This is a genomic window from Streptomyces sp. NPDC058534 (assembly GCF_042717365.1).
In the GTDB taxonomy this organism is placed as follows: Bacteria; Actinomycetota; Actinomycetes; order Streptomycetales; family Streptomycetaceae; genus Streptomyces.
This window is the reverse complement of record NZ_JBHXNW010000041.1, coordinates 26,833-47,134: the sequence shown is the minus strand read 5'-3', so window position 1 is coordinate 47,134 and position 20,302 is coordinate 26,833. Positions and strand designations below refer to the sequence as shown.

The following is a 20,302-nucleotide window of genomic DNA, read 5'->3' as shown; positions in this document are numbered from 1 at the left end:
CTCACACCAGCACTGAGTGAGTTACACAGCCGACTTCCTGTTCACCACCCCCCCCCGCCCCCCCCCCCGCCGCCCCCCCCCCGCCCCCCCCCCCCCCCCCCACGCCCATCTGACCTGGAATTACGCGCGGAAACCCCTTCGGCGGTAGGGGCGCGAATCTCTGGAATTCCGTATTCCACATGTGGGGACACGCTCCTGTCGTCACATCCTTGACTCATCGACCTTGCCGAATGGGTGGCCAGGAGGCGCGGGAGGGGTGATCATGAGGAGACCAGAGCGCACTTCCCATGAGGAGGCACGGGTGGCCGAGACTCTGAAGAAGGGCAGCCGGGTAACCGGCGCCGCGCGCGACAAGCTCGCGGCAGACCTGAAGAAGAAGTACGACGCCGGTGCGAGCATCCGGGCGTTGGCCGAGGAAACCGGCCGCTCGTATGGCTTTGTGCACCGCATGCTCAGCGAGTCGGGCGTCACGCTCCGAGGGCGTGGCGGGGCTACCCGGGGCAAGAAGGCCACACCGGCCTGACATCCCGGCGGCCTCTCGACTCCGAACAGTGAAGGTGGTCACCCGGTCGGTCGTCCGACCGTCCGGGTGGTTACTGTGCAGTCACTTAGCTCTGCCGTCACACGGCTTCCGGGCCGGCGTACGGCGGGGACGACGACCGCACCTTTCGGAGGCGCCCCATGGCTTCGCCCGCCCACGACACCGGTCCCGCACTCGACCGGGACGGCGTGCGGCTCACCGTCGACGACGCGATCGCCACGGTGACGCTGACCAACCCCGCCAAGCGCAACGCGCAGAGCCCCGCTCTGTGGCGGGCGCTCGCCGAGGCCGGCCGGCTGCTGCCCGGTTCCGTCCGGGCCGTGGTGCTGCGGGCCGAGGGCAAGTCCTTCTCGGCCGGTCTCGACCGGCAGGCGTTCACGCCCGAGGGCTTCGACGGCGAACCGTCGTTCATCGACCTCGCGCGGGGCGGCGACGCCGAGCTGGACGAGGCCATCGCCGAGTACCAGGAGGGGTTCACCTGGTGGCGGCGCGGCGACATCCTGTCCGTCGCGGCCGTGCAGGGGCACGCCATCGGGGCGGGCTTCCAGCTGGCCCTCGCCTGTGACCTGCGGGTCGTCGCCGACGACGTGCAGTTCGCCATGCGCGAGACCAGCCTCGGCCTGGTACCGGACCTGACCGGCACGCACCCCCTGGTGTCCCTCGTCGGCTACGCCCGCGCGCTGGAGATCTGCGCGACCGGGCGCTTCGTCATGGCCGAGGAGGCGGTGAACAGCGGGCTGGCCAACCTGGCCGTCCCCGCGGACCAGCTCGACGGCGCCGTGCACGACCTGGTGTCGGCGGTCCTCGCCGCGCCCCGCGACGCGGTCGTCGAGACCAAGGTCCTGCTCCAGGGCGCCCAGAACCGCGACTACGAGACCCAGCGCACCGCCGAGCGGGCCGCCCAGGCACGCCGCTTGCGCGACCTGGCGGGGCTCGGGGAGTAGTCGGGCAGGGCGCGGCGCGCGGTCGGCGGGGTGCCTCAGCCGACCGGCGCCATCACCACCGCCACCGACGGGCGGTCCGGCAGTGGGCCGGGCGTGGCGCGCGGTCGGCGGGGTGCCTCAGCCGACCGCCGTCACCACCACCGCCACCGAGGGGCGGTCCGGCAGCGCCTCGGACACCGCCGCACGGACCCGCCGGGCCACCTCCACGGCCCGGTGGTCCGCGGCCACCGCCAGCTCCAGCCGGACATGGCGACGCGGCAGGGTCCCCTCCCGCGTCGGCGGCTCCGTCACACGGACCGGACGCCCCAGTACGCCGGTCAGCCGGACCACACCCGGCACCCCCAGCGCGGCCCCGGCGACGCGCCCTTCGTCCCCGACCCCGTCATCGGCGGCGGCGTCGTCGTCGGCGTCGGCAGGTCCCGGCTCCGTTCCGGCCTCCGGCTGAGACCCGCGTGGCTCCCCCTCGGGAGCCGCGTCCGCGTCCCGCAGGCCCGTCGCCCGCAGGTCCACATCCGTCACCGCGAGGCCGAGCCCGTCGGCCGCCGCCTCCGTCAGCGCCGCCCGCAGCCGCGCGGCCGTCGCCGGCAGCGGCTCCGCGGTCGCCGCCGCGCCGCCCACCGTCGCCGTGAAGTCGGCCGTCACCCGCAGCGCCCCGGGCGGCAGGGCACCCAGCGGCGGCGGTACGGCCGGCTCCCGCGTGTCCCGCGGGTCCGCGAGCCCGATGCGCAGGCCGCCGGGGCGTACCCCGGCCACGTCCCGGGCCGCCGCCAGCAGCACCTCCCGCGCGGCACGTTCCGCGATCCACGCCCCGTCCTGGGACCCGCCCAGCGGCAGCAGCCTGCCGAGCCCCAACCGCTCCCGCATCGTGCGCGTCCACCGGTCCGCCGTCGTCATTCCTCCACCCTGCCGTATCCGTGGCGCGCCGCGACCCAACCAGAACTACCGTGGTCACAGGGACTACGACCGGAAGGGACGTACGGCCATGACCGACATGGAGAGCCACCGGGCCGGGCAGGACACGACCGATGCCCCCGGTGCGGGCAAGGGCCAGATCCGGCGCGGCGGCGGAGACCCCGGGAGCCGGGGACGAACCACCATCGCCGACGGCGTCGTGGAGAAGATCACCGGAATGGCGGCACGCGACGTCGCCGGTGTGCACGCCATGGGCAGCGGCATGTCGCGGACCTTCGGCGCCGTACGCGACCGGGTGCCCGGCGGGACCAAGTCCGGCGTGACACGCGGAGTGAAGGCCGAGGTCGGGGAGAAGCAGACCGCCCTCGACCTGGAGATCGTCGTCGAGTACGGCGTGTCGATCTCGGACGTGGCCCGGGACGTGCGGGAGAACGTGGTGGCCGCGGTGGAGCGGATGACCGGTCTCGAGGTCGTCGAGGTCAACATCGCGGTCAGCGATGTGAAGCTGCCCGACGAGGAGGACGAGGAACCGGAGCCCCGGATCAAGTGACGTGGAGGATGAGGCAGCGGTGAACGAGGGGAGCGCACCATGAGCATGGCGGTGGTCGGCCTGATCGCCGGCATGGCGCTGGGGTTCGCCGGGTACTTCGGCGGATTCGGCGCCTTCCTGCTGGTGGCGGCCCTGGGGGTGGTCGGGTTCGTCGTCGGCCGCTTCCTGGAGGGCGACATGGACCTCGGTGCCTTCTTCCGCTCCCGCGACGACCGACGGCGGTGACAGGCGTGAGCGGTGGGGCCGGTGAGGTCCTGGAACCCCTGGCGGTCGTCGCGCCGGGCGAGCGCGGTGCTACGCGGATCGCCGACCGGGTGGTCGCCAAGGTCGCCGCCCAGGCGGCCCGCGAGGCGGTCGGCCCGCTCCATCCGGACGCCGCGCGCCCGCACGCAAGCGTGGCCGTCCACCACGACATCGCCCACGTCCGGGTCCACCTCGAACTCGACTACCCGTGCGACATCGGCGCCCACTGCGGTCAGGTGCGTCACCAAGTCGTGCGGCGGGTAGAGACGTTGGTGGGCATGGCGGTCCCGGAGGTCGCCGTCCAGGTGGAACGGCTGCACCTGGCGCGGGAGTACGACGCGAGACGGGGGAGGACGCGATGAGCGAACCCCGGGGCTCCGAGGCTGCCGAGGGCAGCACCCGGCGTCTGCCGGTCGTGGAACCCGGCCCGGAGCAGCCCGGTCCGCCCGCCATGGAGAAGCACGTCCCCGACGCGCCGGAGAGCGGAACGGCCCACCGCTTCTGGTCCGCGCGCCGCGTACCCGCCGGCATCGTCGCCCTCCTGCTCCTGCTCCTCGCGGGGGCCTTCCTCTACGACGTCGTCGCCGTCCGCACCGGCCGAGACGCCCTCGGCTGGCGCCGCGACCTGGCCCGGCAGCTCGCCGACCGCCCCCTCGACGACACGTGGGTGCTGGTCGGCGCGGGAGTCACCGCGGCCCTCGGGCTCTGGCTCCTGCTGCTGGCACTCACCCCCGGCCTGCGCAGGGTGCTGCCGATGCGGCGAACCCACCCGGACGTACGCGCCGGGCTGCACCGGGACGCGGCCGCCTCGGTGCTGCGCGACCGGGCCATGGAGGTCGCCGGGGTGCAGTCGGCCCGGGTGCGGATGCGCCGCCGCAAGGCACGCGTGAGCGCACTGTCGCACTTCCGTGAACTGGACGACGTACGGGCCGAGCTGGACGGCGCGCTCGACGACGCGGTGCGCGGGCTGGGCCTGGCCCGGCCGCCGGCCGTGTCCCTGCGGGTGGCGCGTCCCGGCCGGAAGGGGTGAGGGCGGTGCTCAGGACCGTCGACCGTGTGCTGACCGGTTTCGTGGGCCTGGTCCTGCTCGCCGTCGGCGGCGCCGTGCTCGCCGTCGGGTTCGACGTCCCCGCGCCCTCCTGGTGGGTCCACCAGGGGCCGCAGGACGTGCTGCTCACCACCGCCGAGCGGACCCGGTGGCGGGACGCCGGCTGGTGGTGGCCGGTCGTCATCGCCGCGCTCGCCGTGCTGTTGCTGCTCGCCCTGTGGTGGCTGGTCGCGGTGGTGCGCCGCCGCCGGCTCACCGAGGTCCTCGTCGACACCGGGGACGGCGAGGCCGCGACGCTGCGCGGCCGGGCGCTGGAGGGCGTCCTCGCCGAGGAGGCGGACCGGGTGGACGGGGTCGAGCGGGCCAGGGTCCGGCTCACCGGACGCCGCGAAGCCCCGACGACCCGCGTCCGGCTGCTGCTGGCCCCCCACGTCGATCCCGGCACCGCCCTGGACGACCTCACTGCCCGGGCCCTGATCCACGCCCGCGCCTCGGCCGGCCTCCCGTCCCTCCCGGCGGAGGTCCAGCTCCGCGGCGTCAAGCACCACGCCGAACGCGTCGGCTGACCGACGCGTCCGGCGTGCCGGCCCGGTCCGAACGACAGAACCTAGAACCCGTGCCGTACCCCGCCGTCCACCGGCAGCATCACGCCGGTGAGGTACGACGCCGCCGGGGACAGCAGGAACGCCGCCGTGCGGCCGAACTCCTCCGGGGTGCCGTAGCGGCGCAGGGGGATGCGGGACTCGGCGGCCGCCCTGGTCGCCTCCGGGTCGGCGGACAGCCCGTCCAGCTCGCGCACGCGGTCGGTGTCGACGCGTCCCGGCAGCAGGCCGACGACGCGGATGCCGCGCGGGCCCAGCTCGTCGGCGAGGGACTTGGCGAAGCCGGCCAGCCCCGGCCGCAGGCCGTTGGAGATGGTCAGGCCCGGGATCGGCTCGTACACCGAGCCCGACAGCACGAACCCGACCACCCCGCCCTCCTCCAGTTCGGCCGCCGCACCCCGGGCCAGCCGCACCGCGCCGAGGAACACCGACTCGAACGCCGCCTGCCACTGGTCGTCCGTGTTGTCGGCGACGAACCCGGGCGGCGGCCCGCCCACGCTGATCAGTACGCCGTCGAAGCGGCCGAAGCGCTCACGCGCGGTCGCGATCAGCCGCTCGGCCGCCTGCGGGTCCGCGTTGTCCACGGCCACGCCCACCACGTCCGGGCCCAGCGCGGCCGCGGCCTGGGCGACGCTCTGCTCGTCCCGCCCGGTGACGACCACCTTCGCCCCGTCGGCGACCAGTTCGCGCGCGGCGGCGTTGCCCAGGCCCCGGGTGGCTCCCGTGACGACGTACACCCGGTCCTTCAGTCCAAGATCCATGGTCCTATCCTGCCCCCTCCTCCCCGAACAGGGCGAGGGCGGTGTTCACCAGACCGACGTGACTGAACGCCTGCGGGAAGTTGCCGAGCTGACGTCCGGCCACCGGGTCGTACTCCTCGGCCAGCAGCCCGACGTCGTTGGTGAGCGCCACCAGCCGCTCGAACAGCTCCCGGGCCTCCTTCGTCCGGCCGGTCGCGTGCAGCGCGTCCGCGTACCAGAACGAGCAGACGAGGAACGTGCCCTCGCCGCCGGGCAGGCCGTCGACGGGCTCCCCCTCTGTGCTGTAGCGGCGCACCAGGCCGTCCCGGGTCAGCTCCGCGCCGATCGCGTCGACCGTGCCGACGACGCGCGGATCGTCCGCCGGCAGGAAACCCACGTGCGGGATCAGCAGCAGCGAGGCGTCCAGCTCCCGCGAGCCGTAGGACTGGGTGAAGGTGTTCCGCTCCGGGTCGTACCCCTTCTCGCACACCTCGCGGTGCACCTCCTCGCGCAGCGCGCGCCAGCCCTCCAGGTCACCCCCGCCCAGCTCGGGGTGGGCCTCCAGCGTGCGCACCGCGCGGTCCAGGGCCACCCACGCCATCACCTTCGAGTGCACGAACTGCCGGCGCCCGCCGCGCACCTCCCAGAGCCCCTCGTCGGGCTCCCGCCACGCCGTGGCCAGGTAGTCCATCAGGGCGCACTGCAGCTCCCACATCTGCGGCCGCGGCCGCATGCCCGCCTCCCGGGCCAGCGACAGGGAGTCCATGACCTCGCCGTACACGTCCAGCTGGAGCTGGTTGACCGCGTCGTTGCCGATGCGTACGGGGGTGGCGTCGGCGAAGCCGGACAGCCACGGCAGCTCGAACTCCGGCAGCCGCCGCTCGCCCGCGAGGCCGTACATGATCTGGAGGTCCGACGGGCTGCCCGCGACCGCGCGCAGCAGCCAGTCGCGCCATGCCTCGGCCTCCTCCAGGTACCCGGCCGACAGCAGGGCGCCCAGGGTGAGCGTGGAGTCGCGCAGCCAGCAGAAGCGGTAGTCCCAGTTGCGCACGCCGCCCGGCTCCTCGGGCAGCGAGGTGGTGGGGGCGGCCACGATGCCGCCGGTGGGCTGGTAGGTGAGCGCCTTCAGCGTGATCAGGGAACGGACCACGGCGTCCCGGTGCGGACCGTCGTAGCGGCACCGCGCGGCCCACTCCCGCCAGTCCTCGACGCTGTGCTCCAGCGCCACGAACGGGTCGATCAGCGGCGGGCGCGGCTCGTGCGAGGGGTGCCAGGTCAGGACGAACGCGACCTTCTCGCCCGCGGCGACCGTGAACTCCGAGTGCGTCCCGAAGTCCTCGCCCCAGCTGCGCACCTCGGGCTCGCTGCGCAGCCACGCCGAGTCCGGCCCGGCGACGGCCACCCGGTGCCCGTCGGACCTGCGCACCCACGGGACGACCGAGCCGTAGTCGAAGCGCAGCCGGAGCACGCTGTGCAGCGTGACCTCGCCGCTGAGGCCCTCCACGACGCGGACCAGGTCCGGGGCGCGGTCCCGCTGGGGCATCAGGTCGGTGACCCGGACCGAACCGTCCTCGGTCTCCCACTCGGTGTCGAGGACGAGGGTGTCCGGCCGGTAGGCGCGCCGGGTACAGCGCTCGGCGCCCTTGGGGGCGATGCGCCAGTGGCCGTTGTCCTCGTCGCCCAGGAGTTTGGCGAAACAGGCCGCGGAGTCGAAGCGGGGGAGGCAGAGCCAGTCCACGGAGCCGTCCGTGGAGACCAGGGCGGCGGTCTGCTGGTCGCCGATGAGCGCGTAGTCCTCGATTTGGGGGTGCACGGGGTTCGTCTTCCCGACCGGGGACGGTGCATTCGGGCGGGCTACACCGCCGCGGGTTCCGCCGCCTCCTCGGTCTCCTTCTTGTCCTCGTCCTCGGACGCCCGGTCCCGGGCCTCGCGGCGCGCCAGCACGAACCAGCCGATCGGCACACCGGCGGAGAACAGCCACCACTGGACGGCGTACGCCATGTGGTTGCCGATGCTGTCGTGGTCGGGCTCCGCGATCAGCTCGGGCGTGTCGCCCGCGGGCTTCGGCTCGGTCATCTCGACGTAGCCGCCGAGGACCTGCTTGCCGAGGCGTTCCGCCTGCTGCTCGCTGTTGATGAGCATGACCTGGCGGTCGGGCAGGCCCTCGACGTTCTTGATGCCGCTGTCCTCGGTCGTCTGGTCGGGCATCAGCCGGCCGGTGACGGTGGTCTCGCCCGCCGGCGGCGCCGGAATCTTCGGGAAGGCGGTCTGGCTGGCGCCGTTCGAGGGGATCCAGCCCCGGTTCACCATCAGCACCTTGCCGTCGTCCAGCACGAAGGGGGTCAGGACGTGGTAGCCGACGCGGTCGTCCGCGTTGGTGCGGCGGCGCACGACGACCTCCTCGGCGGTGTCGAAGTGCCCCTTGGCCGTCACCCGGCGGTAGAGGTCGTCGTCGCCGACCTCCGCCCCGGGTGAGGTCATGGTCTCGGCCGGTACGGGATCGACCGCCAGGGAGTCCGCGATCACCTTGTTCAGCGCGACCCTGTGCTCATGGCGGTGCAGCTGCCAGAAGCCCAGCTCGATCATCGTCGGGATGAGCGCGAGCGCCACGAGGGTGAGGATCACCCACTGGCGGGACAACAGGAACCGGTACACGCGTCGACGGTACCTTGGCAGGGATCGGTCCTCGCGGGGAGGTCCCCGCGAGGGCCGTAACCCCGCGTCGGCGGGGAGCACACGACCGACTTGTAGCGTCGTGGGGTCTACCGCGGGCCATCCCCGCATCGGCGGGGAGCACGTTCGGCATCAATGCCGCGGCGTGGGTTTCAACGACGGCTTCGCCCGGCGGTCACGCGAAGCGCGCTCAGACCTTGTCGACGATCCCCGCCCTCCCCTCCGCGCGGGCGCAGTGGGCGCCGCAGAACCAGTGGCCCTCGACCTCGACGCCCTGGCCGATGATCTGTACCCGGCAGTGCTCGCAGATGGGTGCCATCCGGTGGATGGCGCAGGAGAAGCAGTCGAAGACGTGCACCGCTCCCTGGGCGTGGATCTCGAAGGTCATTCCGTAGTTGTTGCCGCAGACTTCACATGTCGCCATGCGCCACAGGGTGGGCCGTCGTCGCGGCGCGGGCGAGCGGACGCCGGGCGAGTCGCCGGGAATCACCCGTCCGTACGGCCGGTCCCGGCCCCCGTCACGGGGCCGCGTCCGTCGCCTCGACGTCCGCGAGCAGCTGTCCGAAGGCCGCCTCGTCCACCACCGGTGTGCCGTACTGGCGGGCCTTGACCACCTTGGAGGTGCCCGAGTCCGGGTCGTTGGTGACCAGCAGGCTGGTCAGCCGGGACAGGCTGGTGGCGACGTGCAGCCCGGCCTCGGTCGCCCGGTCCTCCAGCAGGTCCCGCTCCACGGAGGTGTCACCCGAGAAGGCGACCCGCATGCCCTGCTTGAGCCGTTTGCCCGCTTCGTACCGGCCAGGGTTGGGATACGGGCAGGCGGGCCTCTTGCGGGCGGGGCGCCAGCTGTTCGGCCGGTAGGAGCCGTAGCCCGCCTGCTGCCCGATGCGGGGCGCGGGCCGGTCCGACCACTCGGTCAGCGGCCGGCACTCGTGCAGCGGCAGCCGCACGCCCCCGGCCGCCGCCGCGGCCAGGCTCGGCCGGAACGCCTCCGCCAGCACCCGCGCGTCGTCCAGCGCGTGGTGCGCCCGCTGCTGTACGACGCCGAAGTGGGCGGCCAGCGACTCCAGCTTGTGGTTGGGCAGGGGCAGGCGCAGCTCCTTGGAGAGCGCGATGGTGCAGAGCCGTTGGCGCACCGGCGCCTCACGCCGCGCGCGGGCGTACTCGCGGGCGATCATCTGCCAGTCGAAGACGGCGTTGTGCGCGACGAGGACCCTCCCGTCGAGCCGGGCCGCGAACTCCTCGGCGACGTCGGGGAAGAGCGGCGCGTCCCGCAGTGCGTCGCTCGTCAGACCGTGTATCCACACCGGACCCGGGTCCCGCTGCGGATTGACCAGCGTGTACCAGTGGTCCTCGACCTCGCCGCGGGTGTCCAGCCGGTACACGGCCGCGGAGATGATGCGGTCGTCGCGGGCCAGGCCGGTGGTCTCCACGTCGACGACCGCGTATCCCCGCGGATACGCGGCCGGCCAGGCAGTCGCGGACGGCGCCGCGGTCGTACGGTCTTCGAGCATGGTCACTGAGGATACGGCCCGGGACCGACACCGCGGTGCCGGAGGTGCCGCGCACGAGACGGGCGAAACGGTTCCTCCGTCAGGTTCTCCCCCGTCGGGGAGGGTTGCTCACCACCTGCCCACCACCTGCCCACCACGGGCTCACCACCGGATCGGTACCGGAAGGGCCGTCAGGAGACCCGACACCGCGACCACCGCCCCCAGCGCGACGACCTCCGCGCGCGCGGGGGAGCAGGCGGTCAGCGGGTCCGCCGCCCGGCTCAGCCGGATCCTGGCCCACAGGGCGAGGACGGCGGCGGCGGCCACCAGGAGCACCTTCGCGAGCAGCACCCGCCCGTACGCCGTGTCCGTCAGCTGGTCCACGATCGTGCCCGGCGGCATCCGGCGCAGCGAACTGCCCACCCCGGTCGCCGTGAGGGCGGCCGGCAGAACGGCCGCCACGCGCGCGTAGAGCCCGAGCAGCGCCGGACCCGCCTCGGCACCCCGCCACCGCCGCAGCGTCCGCAGGGCGTACAGCAGGCCGCCCGCCCACAGCGAGGCGCACGTCAGATGGACCAGGGTCAGACCGGAGCCGATCAGGGGGCTGTACTCGGTCGTGGGGTTGGCGCGCAGCGCCTCCGCGACGACCACGGCGGCCAGCGGCCACACCTGGCTGCCGGGCCGGCGCGAGGCGGCGCACAGACCGGCCGCGAGGAACCCGTTGACCTCCAGCAGCGCGAGCTTGCCGTCCCTCGACGCGTAGAGACCGCCCACGTCGATGTCGGCGGCGCCGTCCGGCACCAGATTGCCCGTGGCCACCACCGACGCCAGCCCCAGGGCGGCGACGAAACCGGCCCCGGCCGCGTACGGCGACCAACTGCGGGGCCGGTCCGGGGGCGCGCCGGGGAGCGACCGGGCCAGCCGGTTCACGAACAGTTCGCCGAGCGGAACGCACAGCGCGGCGAAGAGCACCGTGCGCAGCAGCGCGATGCCGCCGGTGCCCGGTGCCTCGGCCTCTCCCGTGCCGCGCAGGGCGGGGGAGGGGCCGAGCACCGGTATCAGCGCGGCCAGCGCCACCAGCGCGAGTACGGCCGCGGTCCGGCCGGTACCGGAAGGCGTCGCGTGCCGTCCGGTACCGGTGGTCCGGGACTTGGGTCGTATCGGGGTCACCCCAGGATCTTCACCAAGTCCCCAGATCCGGGCAAGTTCCCCGGCGGGTACCGGCTATCAGCGCACCGCGTCCAGCGCGTCCGCCATGCCCCACCCGTAGAAACCGTTGCGGTTCTTCGAGCCCTCGCACACCGCGTCGACCTTGCCGTCGCCGTCGATGTCGTACGGCTTGGTGCACGGCGTGGCGTCGGCCTGCGCGTACAGCAGCGCCTTGACCAGGGCCGGCGGGGCGTACGGGTGCGTCGACTTGATCAGCGCGGCGACGCCCGCGACGTGCGGCGACGCCATCGACGTACCGGCCATGTAGCCCCACTTGCCGCCGGGCAGCGTGCCGAGGATCAGCCCGCTGGTGGCGGGCGGTTCCGGCTTCTGGTACGCCGTCGAGTCACCGCCGGGCGCGGCGATGTCGATGACGCCCAGACCGTGGTTGGAGAAGGACGACTTGAGGCCCTTGGCGCCGGTCGACGCGACCGTCACGACACCCGGCAGCTGGGTCGGGATGTCCAGGCACTCCGACGGGTCGACGGTCCGGTCACCGGGCGTCGTGTCGTTCGGGGAGGACGGGTCGGTGATCTCGTCGGAGGAGAGGTCGTAGTTCTCGTTGCCGGCCGCGGCGACGTTGACCGCGCCCTTCCGCTCCGCGTACCGCGACGCCCGCGAGACGGCCTCGACGAGAGCCTTCTGGTCCGGGTCGTCCTTGCAGTTGAAGTACCAGGGGTCGGTGTAATAGCTGTTGTTGGTCACGTCGACGCCGTGCTCGGCCGCCCACACGAAGCCGCAGACCACGGCCTCGGTGTAGAAGAAGCCGTCGGGGTTGGACACCTTGATGCCGGCGACCTTCACCCCGGGCGCCACACCGGTCATGCCGACGCCGTTCTTGGCGGCGGCGATCTCACCGGCGACGTGGGTGCCGTGCGGGCTCTCCGCCGCACTCGGCCGCCAGGCGCCGTCGGCGGTGTCCGGCTTGCCCGAGACGCAGTTGACGGACGCGTTCCGGTCGAAGTTCGGGGCGATGTCCGGGTGGGTGTCGTCCACGCCGGTGTCGATGACGGCGACGGTCACCTTCTTGCTGCCCAGCGTCTTCTCGTGCGCCTTGTCCGCCTTGATGGCGGGCAGGTCCCACTGGAGGCCCTGCAGCGGGTCCTGGCCCTCGGCGGCCTCGGCGGCGGCGACCTCCTTGCCGCTGAGCACCTTCGGCGCGCCCGTGTCGGTCGTGGCGGCGGAGGGCAGCGGCGCGGTACGCGTGGCACCGGCCGACTGCACGCCCCGCACCTTGCGGACGGACTTGGCGAAGTCCGGGTTCGCGGAGTGGACGACGACCACGCCGATCCGGTCGTACGACGTCACGATCGTGCCGCCGGCCTTGGCTATCGCCTTGCGCACGGACGCCGAAGGCCCGTGCCCGGGGGAGACGTTGACGACGTAGCTGAGCGAGGTCGCGTCCGCCGCGGGGGAGGGGGTGGCCTCCGCCGCGGTGGCCGGGTTGCCCGGCAGGAACGCCAGCGAGGCGGCCACGGCCAGACCGGCCGGGATCGCGAGGGCGCGGCGGTGACGCGCGTGCGGTGCTGTCATGTGCGGTGTCTCCAGTTCGTTTCTGAAACCGGTGCGTGACGGGAAGGAAGGTAGAGGGGGGTCGGTATCGGTCGGGTCACTTCACCGCGCGGAGCGCGTCGACGATGCCGAAGCCGTAGAAGCCGTTGACGCGCCCGCCGCCCTCGCACGTGGCGTCCTGCGCGCCGTCCCCGTCCTGGTCGTAGGAGTCGGGGCAGCCCGGGTTGTCCGCCTGGGCCTTCAGCAGCCACTGCAACTGCGCCGGGGACGCCCAGGGATGCTTCGACTTCAGCAGCGCGGCCACGCCCGCCGCGTGCGGCGAGGCCATCGACGTGCCCTGGAGGTAGCCGTACTCGTTGTTCGGCATGGTCGACAGGATGCGGCCGTTCTTCGACGGCGTGTCCGGGATCTGGTAGCGCCCGTCGCCGCCCGGCGCGGCGACGTCGACGACGCCCTTGCCGTACGAGGAGTAGTACGACTTCTCCTTGTCGACGCCCGTCGCGCTGACGGTGACGACGCCCGGCAGCTGGGTCGGGACGTCGTAGCACTCGTGCGGGTCGACGGTCCGCGTCACCGGCGTGGAGTCGTCGGGGCTGGAGTCGTCGACGATCGCGTCGGAGTCCAGGTCGTGGTTGGAGTTGCCCGCGGAGGCGAGGTGCAGGGTGCCCTTGCGCTGGGCGTAGAGCTGGGCCCGGTTGACCGCGTCGACGATGGCGCGCTGGTCCGGGTCGTCCATGCAGTTGTACAGCCACGGGTCCACGTAGTAGCTGTTGTTGGTGATCTCCACCCCGTGGTCGGCGGCGAACACGAAGGCGCACACGACGTTCTCGGGGTAGAAAAGCCCGTTGTCCGGGTCGCTCACCTTGATGCTCGACACCTTCACGCCCGGCGCGACACCGGCGACGCCGATGCCGTTGCGGGCGGCGGCGATCTCACCGGCCACATGGGTGCCGTGGTAGTCCTCGGCGGTGTACGGCCGCCAGGCGCCCTCACTGGTGTCCGCCTTGCCGCCGACGCAGTTGGCGGACTGCGAGGCGGAGAAGTTCGGGGCGAGGTCGGGGTGGGTGTCGTCGACGCCGGTGTCGATCACGGCGACGGTGACGCGGGAGCTGCCCGGGTTGATCTTCGCGGCCTTGTCGGCGCCGATCGCGCGCAGGTCCCACTGGTCCGCTTCCAGCGGCTCGCCCGCGCCCGCGGCCTCGGACGCCTTCGTGGTCCGCGCGGCCTGCTCGGCCGTGAGCGTCTGGGCGGCGCCCTGGTCCGTCGTCGCGGCGGCGGTCAGGGGCGCGGTGCGGGTCGCGCCCGCCGACCGCACGCCGCGGACCTCGCGCATCGCGGCGGCGAAGCCGGGGTCGGCCGAGTGGGCGACGATCACGCCGATCCTGCCGTACGTGGCGACCACGGTGCCGCCCGTCCTGGCGATCGCGCGCTTCACGGACGCGATCGTCCGGTGATCCGTACGGGTGTTGACGACGTACGCCAGGTTCGGCGCGTCCGCGGCTCGGCCGGCCCGTGAGTCCGGTGCGACGGGCTCCGTGCCCGGGGCCGCCGACGCGGCGGCCGGCAGGAAGCCGAGCGACGCGGTGAGCGAGAGCACGAGCGGTACGGCGAGGGCGAGCCCGCGTCTGGAACGCGGGGAACGCAGATGATCCATGGGGTCTCCACATCATCCGGTAACGAGACCGGCCCGAGACACGGGTGGTGCTCGGGCAGGTACATGACGGAGTGGTGCAGGGTGAAGCTATCCCCCGAAGTCGCTGGCCAGCAATGACCCACCGAGGGTCACTTCGGAAAGTGGCCCGGGCGTTGAACCGGTCCCCGCGGGGCGCCGTGTCGTTGGACAGGGAGCCCGAGCACGATCAGCTCCCTGTGAGAACACCGAGGTCCAAGCCGTCATGTCCGTCGTACGAGGAGACTCCGTGGCCACCGACGCACCAACCCCCTCGAAAGAGGAACACCGACTCCCCTCCGCCGAGGAGTTCTCCGAAGTGCAGCAGAGCGCCGAGTTCGCCGAACTGCGACGCTCCTTCCGCTCCTTCGCGTTCCCGCTGACGATCGCGTTCGTCGTCTGGTACCTGCTGTACGTGCTGCTGTCGAACTACGCCGGCGATTTCATGGGCACCAAGCTGTTCGGCAACATCAACGTCGCCTTCGTCTTCGGCATCGCCCAGTTCGTCACCACGTTCCTCATCGCCTGGTGGTACTCGCGGCACGCCGCCGCGAAGCTCGACCCCAAGGCCGAGGCCATCAAGTCCCGGATGGAGGGCGGCGCATGAGCCCCGCACAGACCGTTCTCGCCGCCGACCTCGCCGCCAACGAGGCGAGCGAGCACCGGACGCTCATCATCACGCTGTTCGCGGTCTTCGTGGTCGCCACGCTCGTCATCACCGTCTGGGCCGGCCGCCAGACCAAGGACGCCGCCGACTTCTACGCGGGCGGCCGTCAGTTCAGCGCCTTCCAGAACGGTCTCGCCGTCTCCGGCGACTACATGTCGGCCGCGTCCTTCCTCGGCATCGCGGGCGCGATCGCCCTCTTCGGCTACGACGGCTTCCTGTACTCCATCGGCTTCCTGGTCGCCTGGCTGGTCGCCCTGCTCCTGGTGGCCGAGCCACTGAGGAACTCCGGCCGCTACACGATGGGCGACGTCCTCGCCTACCGCATGCGCCAGCGCCCCGTGCGGACCGCCGCCGGCACCTCCACGATCGTCGTCTCGATCTTCTACCTGCTGGCCCAGATGGCGGGCGCGGGCGTCCTGGTCTCGCTGCTGCTCGGCATCACCTCCGACGCGGGCAAGGTCCTCATCGTCGCCCTCGTCGGCATCCTGATGATCGTGTACGTCTCCATCGGCGGCATGAAGGGCACCACCTGGGTCCAGATGGTCAAGGCCGTGCTGCTGATCAGCGGCACCATCCTGATCACCTTCCTGGTGCTGCTGAAGTTCGACTTCAACATCTCCGACCTGCTCGGCAAGGCCGCGGAGAACAGCGGCGCGGGCGCCGCCTTCCTGGAGCCCGGCCTCCAGTACGGCACGAGCGGCACCACCAAGCTGGACTTCATCTCCCTGGGCATCGCCCTGGTGCTCGGCACCGCCGGCCTGCCGCACATCCTGATCCGCTTCTACACGGTGCCCAACGCCAAGGCCGCCCGTAAGTCCGTGAACTGGGCGATCGGCATCATCGGCGCCTTCTACCTGATGACCATCGCCCTCGGATTCGGTGCCGCCGCGCTCGTCGGGAAGGACGAGATCATCGCGTCCAACCCGTCCGGCAACACGGCCGCGCCCCTGCTCGCGCTGCACGTGGGCGGCGTCGACTCGGCCTGGGGCGCGATCCTGCTGGCCACGATCTCGGCGGTGGCCTTCGCGACCATCCTCGCCGTGGTCGCCGGCCTCACCCTCGCCTCCTCCTCGTCCTTCGCGCACGACATCTACGCCAACGTCATCCGCAAGGGGAAGGCCACCGAGAAGGAGGAGATGCGGGCGGCCCGCTGGGCGACCGTCTTCATCGGCATCGTCTCCATCGGGCTGGGCGCCCTCGCCCGCGACCTGAACGTGGCCGGCCTGGTCGCCCTGGCCTTCGCCGTCGCCGCGTCCGCCAACCTGCCGACCATCCTCTACAGCCTCTTCTGGAAGAAGTTCACCACCCAGGGAGCCCTGTGGTCGATCTACGGCGGTCTGATCGTCGCCGTCGGCCTGGTGCTGTTCTCGCCCGTGGTCTCCGGCGACCCGAAGGCGATGTTCCCCGACGTCGACTTCGCCTGGTTCCCGCTGAAGAACCCGGGCATCATCTCCATCCCGTTCGGCTTCCTCATGGGCTGGCTCGGCACGGTGCTGTCCAAGGAGGAACCGGACAAGGCGAAGTACGCCGAGCTGGAGGTCCGCTCCCTGACCGGCACCGGAGCGCACTGATCCGTTTTTCGCCCGCGGCCCCGTCGTAGATCCCTACGACGGGGCCGCACCGCACGTCGTAGAGATCGGGCCCCTGTGGATGTCGGACCGGTCACGTAGGCTCGCAGGTGTAGCAGGAGCCAAGTGCTCCGCCGATCCGCGTCGAGGGAGGGGGCCCACGTGCTCATTGACACCTACGGCCGAGTGGCCACCGACCTGAGGGTCTCGCTCACCGACCGATGCAACCTGCGCTGCACCTACTGCATGCCCGAAGAGGGCCTCCAGTGGCTGGCCAAGCCCGACCTGCTCACGGACGACGAGATCGTCCGCCTCATCGACATCGCGGTCACCTCCCTCGGCATCGAGGAGGTCCGCTTCACCGGCGGGGAGCCGCTGCTGCGCCCCGGCCTGGTCGGCATCGTCGAGCGCGTCGCCGCCCTCGCCCCGCGCCCCCAGATGTCCCTCACCACCAACGGCATCGGCCTCAGGCGCACGGCGACGGCCCTGAAGGCGGCGGGCCTGGACCGGGTCAACGTCTCGCTGGACACCCTGCGCCCCGACGTCTTCAAGACCCTCACCCGCCGCGACCGCCACAAGGACGTCCTGGAGGGCCTGGAGGCGGCCCGCGAGGCCGGGCTGACCCCGGTGAAGGTCAACACCGTCCTGATGCCGGGGCTCAATGCCGACGAGGCCCCCGACCTGCTCGCCTGGGCGGTCGAGCACGACTACGAACTGCGGTTCATCGAGCAGATGCCCCTGGACGCCCAGCACGGCTGGAAGCGCGACGGCATGGTCACCGCCGGTGACATCCTCACCTCGCTGCGCACCCGCTTCGAGCTGACCGCCGAGGGTTCCGAGGAGCGCGGCTCGGCCCCCGCCGAGCGCTGGGTCGTGGACGGCGGCCCGCACCGCGTCGGGGTCATCGCCTCCGTCACCCGCCCGTTCTGCTCGGCCTGCGACCGCACCCGCCTGACCGCCGACGGCCAGGTACGCACCTGCCTGTTCGCCCGCGAGGAGACCGACCTGCGCGCCGCCCTGCGCTCCGACGCCCCCGACGGGGAGGTCGCCCGCATCTGGCGCCTCGCCATGTGGGGCAAGAAGGCCGGCGCCGGCCTCGACGACCCGTCGTTCGTGCAGCCCGACCGGCCGATGTCGGCGATCGGGGGCTAGCGGCGGGCCAGTCGGTGGCTAAGGGGTCTCCGGGGGCTCCGGGGCTTCCCACTCCGTCAGCGGGACCACGTCCTTGAGGAAGCCCCGCAGGCCGAGGAACTGCGACAGATGCTCCCGGTGCTCGTCGCAGGCGATCCACGTCTTGCGCCGCTCGGGCGTGTGGATCTTCGGGTTGTTCCACGCCAGCACCCACACGGCGGCCGTGCGGCAGCCCTTCGCGGAGCAGATCGGGGCGGCCTCCGGAGCGTTGTCCGGGGTGGTCTCGTCACTCACAGGTTCGTCTCACAGGTCCACACACAAGGCGACGCCGAGCAGCCACGGGGGGAGCTGCCCGGCGTCGGTCCGTCGCTCCGACGGGGGATGCGGAGCGCGTAGGAAGTATGTCACGGGTCACCCATCGCCCGGCACCGGAACAACACGATTCATCTGAGCAGTTCTTCGGCCTGGCGTGGAATCCACGCCCCCTCCGGAGGGCGCCGCGAGGTCACGGCCGGCCGCGCGACTCGCCCGCCGCTCCGGGCGACGGATCGGACGTCGCGTCCTCCGGATCGGATTCCGCGGAGGCGTCGTCCGCCCGCGGCGGCAAGATCATCGGCGCCGTCGGCGGCCGCACGAACGTCGACGGCAAAGATGGCGCGTTCTCGCGCCCGGCGTTGGCGATCACGACCGCGATGTACGGCAGGACCACGCCGAGGACCAGCGCCACGATCGCGACGTGCCGTTCCACGTTCCACAGACAGGCCGCCAGGACCACCGACACGGTGCGGACCGACATCGAGATGACGTACCGGCGCTGCCGCGCGCGCACGTCGTCATGGAGGCCCGTCCGGGCCCCGGTGATCCGGAACACCTCGACGCCGCCGGCACTGTGCTTCCGCATCTGGTTCCACCATCCGCCCGATCGGACCGTCCCCGCCCCGCTCCCGTCCGTGGCCGCTCGGGGACACCGGTCCCGGACAAGTCACCACGTTACGCCGCGTCCGCGCCGCCCACGAGACCGGGGCACCCACTCGGCGCGCGGCCGGCCTGCGCCGGGTGGCACAGCCGGGGTACCCCGTTCGGCCGTATCCGGCATGCGCCGTACGCGGTACGGCCGAAGACTGGCGGCAATGCTCGCGTAGGGCCGTACGAGGAGGCAGTCATGGGCTGGTTGTGGGCGATCATCGTCGGATTCGTGCTCGGTCTCATCGCCAAGGCGATCATCCCGGGCAAGCAGCACAGTCCGCTGTGGCTGACCACCATCTTCGGCATCCTCGGCGCGATCGTCGGCAACGCGGTCGCCCGGGCGGCCGGGGTGGGCGAGACCTCGGGCATCGACTGGTGGCGGCACGTCTTCCAGCTGGTCGCCGCGATCATCATCGTCGCCCTCGGCGACGCGGCCTACATGGCGGTGCGCGGCAACAAACGGCGCGGACGGGCCTGACGGCGAGCACCTCGTACGGCATGGGGGCGGCCCCGGCGCCGAGAGGTACCGGGACCGCCCCCACCCGTGTGCTCAGGCGCCGGTGACCTCCACCGCGGCCAGGTTCTTCTTGCCGCGGCGCAGCACCAGCCAGCGCCCGTGCAGCAGGTCCTCCTCGGCGGGGACCGCGTCCTCGCCGGTGACCTTGGCGTTGTTCACGTACGCGCCGCCCTCCTTCACCGTGCGGCGGGCGGCGGACTTGCTGGCGACCAGGCCGACCTCGGCGAACAGGTCCACGACCGGGCCCAGCTCGGTGACCTCGACGTGCGGCAGCTCGGAGAGGGCCGCGGTCAGCGTCCGGTCGTCCAGCTCGGCCAGGTCGCCCTGGCCGAAGAGGGCCTTGGACGCGGCGATCACTGCTGCCGTCTGCCCGGCGCCGTGCACCAGCGTCGTCAGCTCCTCCGCCAGCGCGCGCTGCGCGGCCCGGGCCTGCGGACGCTCCTCGGTCTGCCGCTCCAGTTCCTCCAGCTCCTCGCGGGACCGGAAGGACAGGATGCGCGAGTACGGCGAGATGTCCCGGTCGTCCACGTTCAGCCAGAACTGGTAGAACGCGTACGGCGTGGTCATCTCCGGGTCGAGCCAGACCGCGCCGCCCTCGGTCTTGCCGAACTTGGTGCCGTCCGCCTTGGTCATCAGCGGGGTCGCGTAGGCGTGGACGCCGGCGTCCGGCTCCAGCCGGTGCAGCAGGTCGAGGCCGGCCGTGAGGTTGCCCCACTGGTCGCTGCCGCCCTGCTGCATGGTGCAGCCGTACCTCCGGTAGAGCTGGAGGAAGTCCATGGCCTGGAGCAGCTGGTAGCTGAACTCCGTGTAGCTGATGCCCTCGGAGGACTCCAGGCGCCGGGCGACGGAGTCCTTGGTCAGCATCTTGTTGACCCGGAAGTGCTTGCCGATGTCCCGCAGGAACTCGATGGCCGAGAGGCCCTCGGTCCAGTCGAGGTTGTTGACCATCACGGCCGCGTTCTCGCCCTCGAAGGTCAGGAACGGCTCGATCTGGCCGCGCAGCCGGTCGACCCAGCCCGCGACGGTCTCCGGCGAGTTCAGCGTGCGCTCCGCGGTCGGGCGCGGGTCGCCGATCTGCCCGGTCGCGCCGCCGACCAGCGCCAGCGGCCGGTGGCCGGCCTGCTGGAGCCGGCGCACGGTGAGCACCTGCACCAGGTGCCCCACGTGCAGCGATGGCGCGGTCGGGTCGAAACCGCAATAGAACGTGACGGGACCGTCCGCGAGCGCCTTGCGCAAAGCGTCCTCGTCGGTGGACAGGGCGAACAGCCCGCGCCACTTCAGCTCGTCGACGATGTCCGTCACGGTTCTCTTGTCTCCTAC

At 72.4% G+C, this 20,302-nt stretch carries 23 protein-coding genes; 11 read left to right on the top strand and 12 right to left on the bottom strand.

All coding sequences use genetic code 11. The features are described 5' to 3' along the window. Positions 1 to 301 precede the first annotated feature (301 nt). Both ACFWR9_RS24405 and ACFWR9_RS24400 read left to right on the top strand, forming a co-directional pair. The gene (locus tag ACFWR9_RS24405; protein ID WP_189421730.1) at positions 302 to 523 is read left to right on the top strand and encodes a helix-turn-helix domain-containing protein; all 222 of its coding nucleotides are present in this window, start codon (positions 302 to 304) and stop codon (positions 521 to 523) included. A gap of 158 nt (positions 524 to 681) precedes the next feature. Continuing rightward, complete coding sequence (locus tag ACFWR9_RS24400; RefSeq protein WP_383845675.1) at positions 682 to 1,485, top strand: enoyl-CoA hydratase/isomerase family protein; 804 nt, start codon at positions 682 to 684, stop codon at positions 1,483 to 1,485. Between the two features lie 117 nt (positions 1,486 to 1,602). Here ACFWR9_RS24400 and ACFWR9_RS24395 read toward each other — a convergent pair whose 3' ends face one another. Beyond that, on the bottom strand, positions 1,603 to 2,379 hold the full coding sequence (locus ACFWR9_RS24395; protein WP_383845673.1) for a nucleopolyhedrovirus P10 family protein: 777 nt from the start codon (positions 2,377 to 2,379) through the stop codon (positions 1,603 to 1,605). A gap of 88 nt (positions 2,380 to 2,467) precedes the next feature. On the opposite strand from ACFWR9_RS24395, the gene ACFWR9_RS24390 reads away from it, so the two are divergent. The 5 genes from ACFWR9_RS24390 to amaP are packed head-to-tail and all read left to right on the top strand — an operon-like array spanning position 2,468 to position 4,804. Further along, entirely contained in the window at positions 2,468 to 2,947 is a 480-nt protein-coding gene (locus ACFWR9_RS24390; RefSeq protein ID WP_383845671.1) for an Asp23/Gls24 family envelope stress response protein, read from the top strand. 39 nt (positions 2,948 to 2,986) lie between these two features. Continuing rightward, positions 2,987 to 3,172 carry a hypothetical protein gene (locus ACFWR9_RS24385; protein WP_383845669.1) on the top strand — a complete coding sequence of 62 codons (186 nt, stop codon included), beginning with the start codon at positions 2,987 to 2,989 and terminating at the stop codon, positions 3,170 to 3,172. Beyond that, positions 3,169 to 3,552, top strand: a complete 384-nt coding sequence (locus ACFWR9_RS24380; RefSeq protein ID WP_383845668.1) for a hypothetical protein — start codon at positions 3,169 to 3,171, stop codon at positions 3,550 to 3,552. The genes ACFWR9_RS24385 and ACFWR9_RS24380 overlap by 4 nt, the downstream gene beginning before the upstream one ends. Beyond that, the gene (locus ACFWR9_RS24375) at positions 3,549 to 4,220 is read left to right on the top strand and encodes a DUF6286 domain-containing protein (protein WP_383845666.1); all 672 of its coding nucleotides are present in this window, start codon (positions 3,549 to 3,551) and stop codon (positions 4,218 to 4,220) included. The genes ACFWR9_RS24380 and ACFWR9_RS24375 overlap by 4 nt, the downstream gene beginning before the upstream one ends. Continuing rightward, entirely contained in the window at positions 4,217 to 4,804 is a 588-nt protein-coding gene (gene amaP, locus ACFWR9_RS24370; RefSeq protein ID WP_383845664.1) for an alkaline shock response membrane anchor protein AmaP, read from the top strand. The genes ACFWR9_RS24375 and amaP overlap by 4 nt, the downstream gene beginning before the upstream one ends. A gap of 41 nt (positions 4,805 to 4,845) precedes the next feature. Here the strand turns inward: amaP and ACFWR9_RS24365 are convergent, their stop codons facing one another. The 8 genes from ACFWR9_RS24365 to ACFWR9_RS24330 all read right to left on the bottom strand — a co-directional run bounded on the left by ACFWR9_RS24365 (position 4,846) and on the right by ACFWR9_RS24330 (position 14,118). Then, on the bottom strand, positions 4,846 to 5,601 hold the full coding sequence (locus tag ACFWR9_RS24365; RefSeq protein ID WP_383845662.1) for an SDR family oxidoreductase: 756 nt from the start codon (positions 5,599 to 5,601) through the stop codon (positions 4,846 to 4,848). 4 nt (positions 5,602 to 5,605) lie between these two features. Next, the gene (locus tag ACFWR9_RS24360; protein ID WP_383845660.1) at positions 5,606 to 7,393 is read right to left on the bottom strand and encodes a glycoside hydrolase family 15 protein; all 1,788 of its coding nucleotides are present in this window, start codon (positions 7,391 to 7,393) and stop codon (positions 5,606 to 5,608) included. A 41-nt stretch (positions 7,394 to 7,434) separates the two neighbouring features. Then, the gene (locus ACFWR9_RS24355; RefSeq protein WP_383845658.1) at positions 7,435 to 8,235 is read right to left on the bottom strand and encodes an SURF1 family protein; all 801 of its coding nucleotides are present in this window, start codon (positions 8,233 to 8,235) and stop codon (positions 7,435 to 7,437) included. A 208-nt stretch (positions 8,236 to 8,443) separates the two neighbouring features. Then, a complete protein-coding gene (locus ACFWR9_RS24350; RefSeq protein WP_383845656.1) occupies positions 8,444 to 8,677 on the bottom strand; it encodes a hypothetical protein in 234 nt (77 codons plus the stop codon). A gap of 94 nt (positions 8,678 to 8,771) precedes the next feature. Continuing rightward, positions 8,772 to 9,764 carry a DEDDh family exonuclease gene (locus ACFWR9_RS24345; protein WP_383845654.1) on the bottom strand — a complete coding sequence of 331 codons (993 nt, stop codon included), beginning with the start codon at positions 9,762 to 9,764 and terminating at the stop codon, positions 8,772 to 8,774. 141 nt (positions 9,765 to 9,905) lie between these two features. Further along, entirely contained in the window at positions 9,906 to 10,913 is a 1,008-nt protein-coding gene (locus ACFWR9_RS24340; protein WP_383845652.1) for a CopD family protein, read from the bottom strand. Positions 10,914 to 10,970: 57 nt separating this feature from the next. Beyond that, positions 10,971 to 12,485 (bottom strand): S8 family serine peptidase, encoded by a 1,515-nt coding sequence (locus ACFWR9_RS24335; RefSeq protein ID WP_383845650.1) that lies wholly within the window; start codon positions 12,483 to 12,485, stop codon positions 10,971 to 10,973. 76 nt (positions 12,486 to 12,561) lie between these two features. Then, positions 12,562 to 14,118, bottom strand: a complete 1,557-nt coding sequence (locus tag ACFWR9_RS24330) for a S8 family serine peptidase (protein WP_383845648.1) — start codon at positions 14,116 to 14,118, stop codon at positions 12,562 to 12,564. A gap of 265 nt (positions 14,119 to 14,383) precedes the next feature. Here ACFWR9_RS24330 and ACFWR9_RS24325 point away from each other — a divergent pair, with 265 nt between their 5' ends. The 3 genes from ACFWR9_RS24325 (at position 14,384) to moaA (ending at position 17,520) form a co-directional block, all read left to right on the top strand. Continuing rightward, positions 14,384 to 14,740, top strand: a complete 357-nt coding sequence (locus ACFWR9_RS24325; protein ID WP_383845646.1) for a DUF485 domain-containing protein — start codon at positions 14,384 to 14,386, stop codon at positions 14,738 to 14,740. Next, complete coding sequence (locus ACFWR9_RS24320; protein WP_383845644.1) at positions 14,737 to 16,371, top strand: cation acetate symporter; 1,635 nt, start codon at positions 14,737 to 14,739, stop codon at positions 16,369 to 16,371. Before ACFWR9_RS24325 ends, ACFWR9_RS24320 begins: the two co-directional genes overlap by 4 nt. Positions 16,372 to 16,530: 159 nt before the next feature. Beyond that, a complete protein-coding gene (moaA, locus tag ACFWR9_RS24315; RefSeq protein WP_383845642.1) occupies positions 16,531 to 17,520 on the top strand; it encodes a GTP 3',8-cyclase MoaA in 990 nt (329 codons plus the stop codon). 18 nt (positions 17,521 to 17,538) lie between these two features. On the opposite strand, the gene ACFWR9_RS24310 is transcribed toward moaA, so the two are convergent. Then, complete coding sequence (locus tag ACFWR9_RS24310) at positions 17,539 to 17,793, bottom strand: hypothetical protein (RefSeq protein ID WP_383845640.1); 255 nt, start codon at positions 17,791 to 17,793, stop codon at positions 17,539 to 17,541. 211 nt (positions 17,794 to 18,004) lie between these two features. Beyond that, positions 18,005 to 18,400 carry a DUF3099 domain-containing protein gene (locus tag ACFWR9_RS24305; RefSeq protein WP_383845638.1) on the bottom strand — a complete coding sequence of 132 codons (396 nt, stop codon included), beginning with the start codon at positions 18,398 to 18,400 and terminating at the stop codon, positions 18,005 to 18,007. A 261-nt stretch (positions 18,401 to 18,661) separates the two neighbouring features. Between ACFWR9_RS24305 and ACFWR9_RS24300 the strand changes: the two genes are divergently transcribed. Further along, the gene (locus ACFWR9_RS24300; protein ID WP_383845636.1) at positions 18,662 to 18,943 is read left to right on the top strand and encodes a GlsB/YeaQ/YmgE family stress response membrane protein; all 282 of its coding nucleotides are present in this window, start codon (positions 18,662 to 18,664) and stop codon (positions 18,941 to 18,943) included. A 72-nt stretch (positions 18,944 to 19,015) separates the two neighbouring features. Here ACFWR9_RS24300 and tyrS read toward each other — a convergent pair whose 3' ends face one another. Further along, the gene (gene tyrS / locus ACFWR9_RS24295) at positions 19,016 to 20,284 is read right to left on the bottom strand and encodes a tyrosine--tRNA ligase (RefSeq protein WP_383845634.1); all 1,269 of its coding nucleotides are present in this window, start codon (positions 20,282 to 20,284) and stop codon (positions 19,016 to 19,018) included. Positions 20,285 to 20,302: the final 18 nt, after the last annotated feature.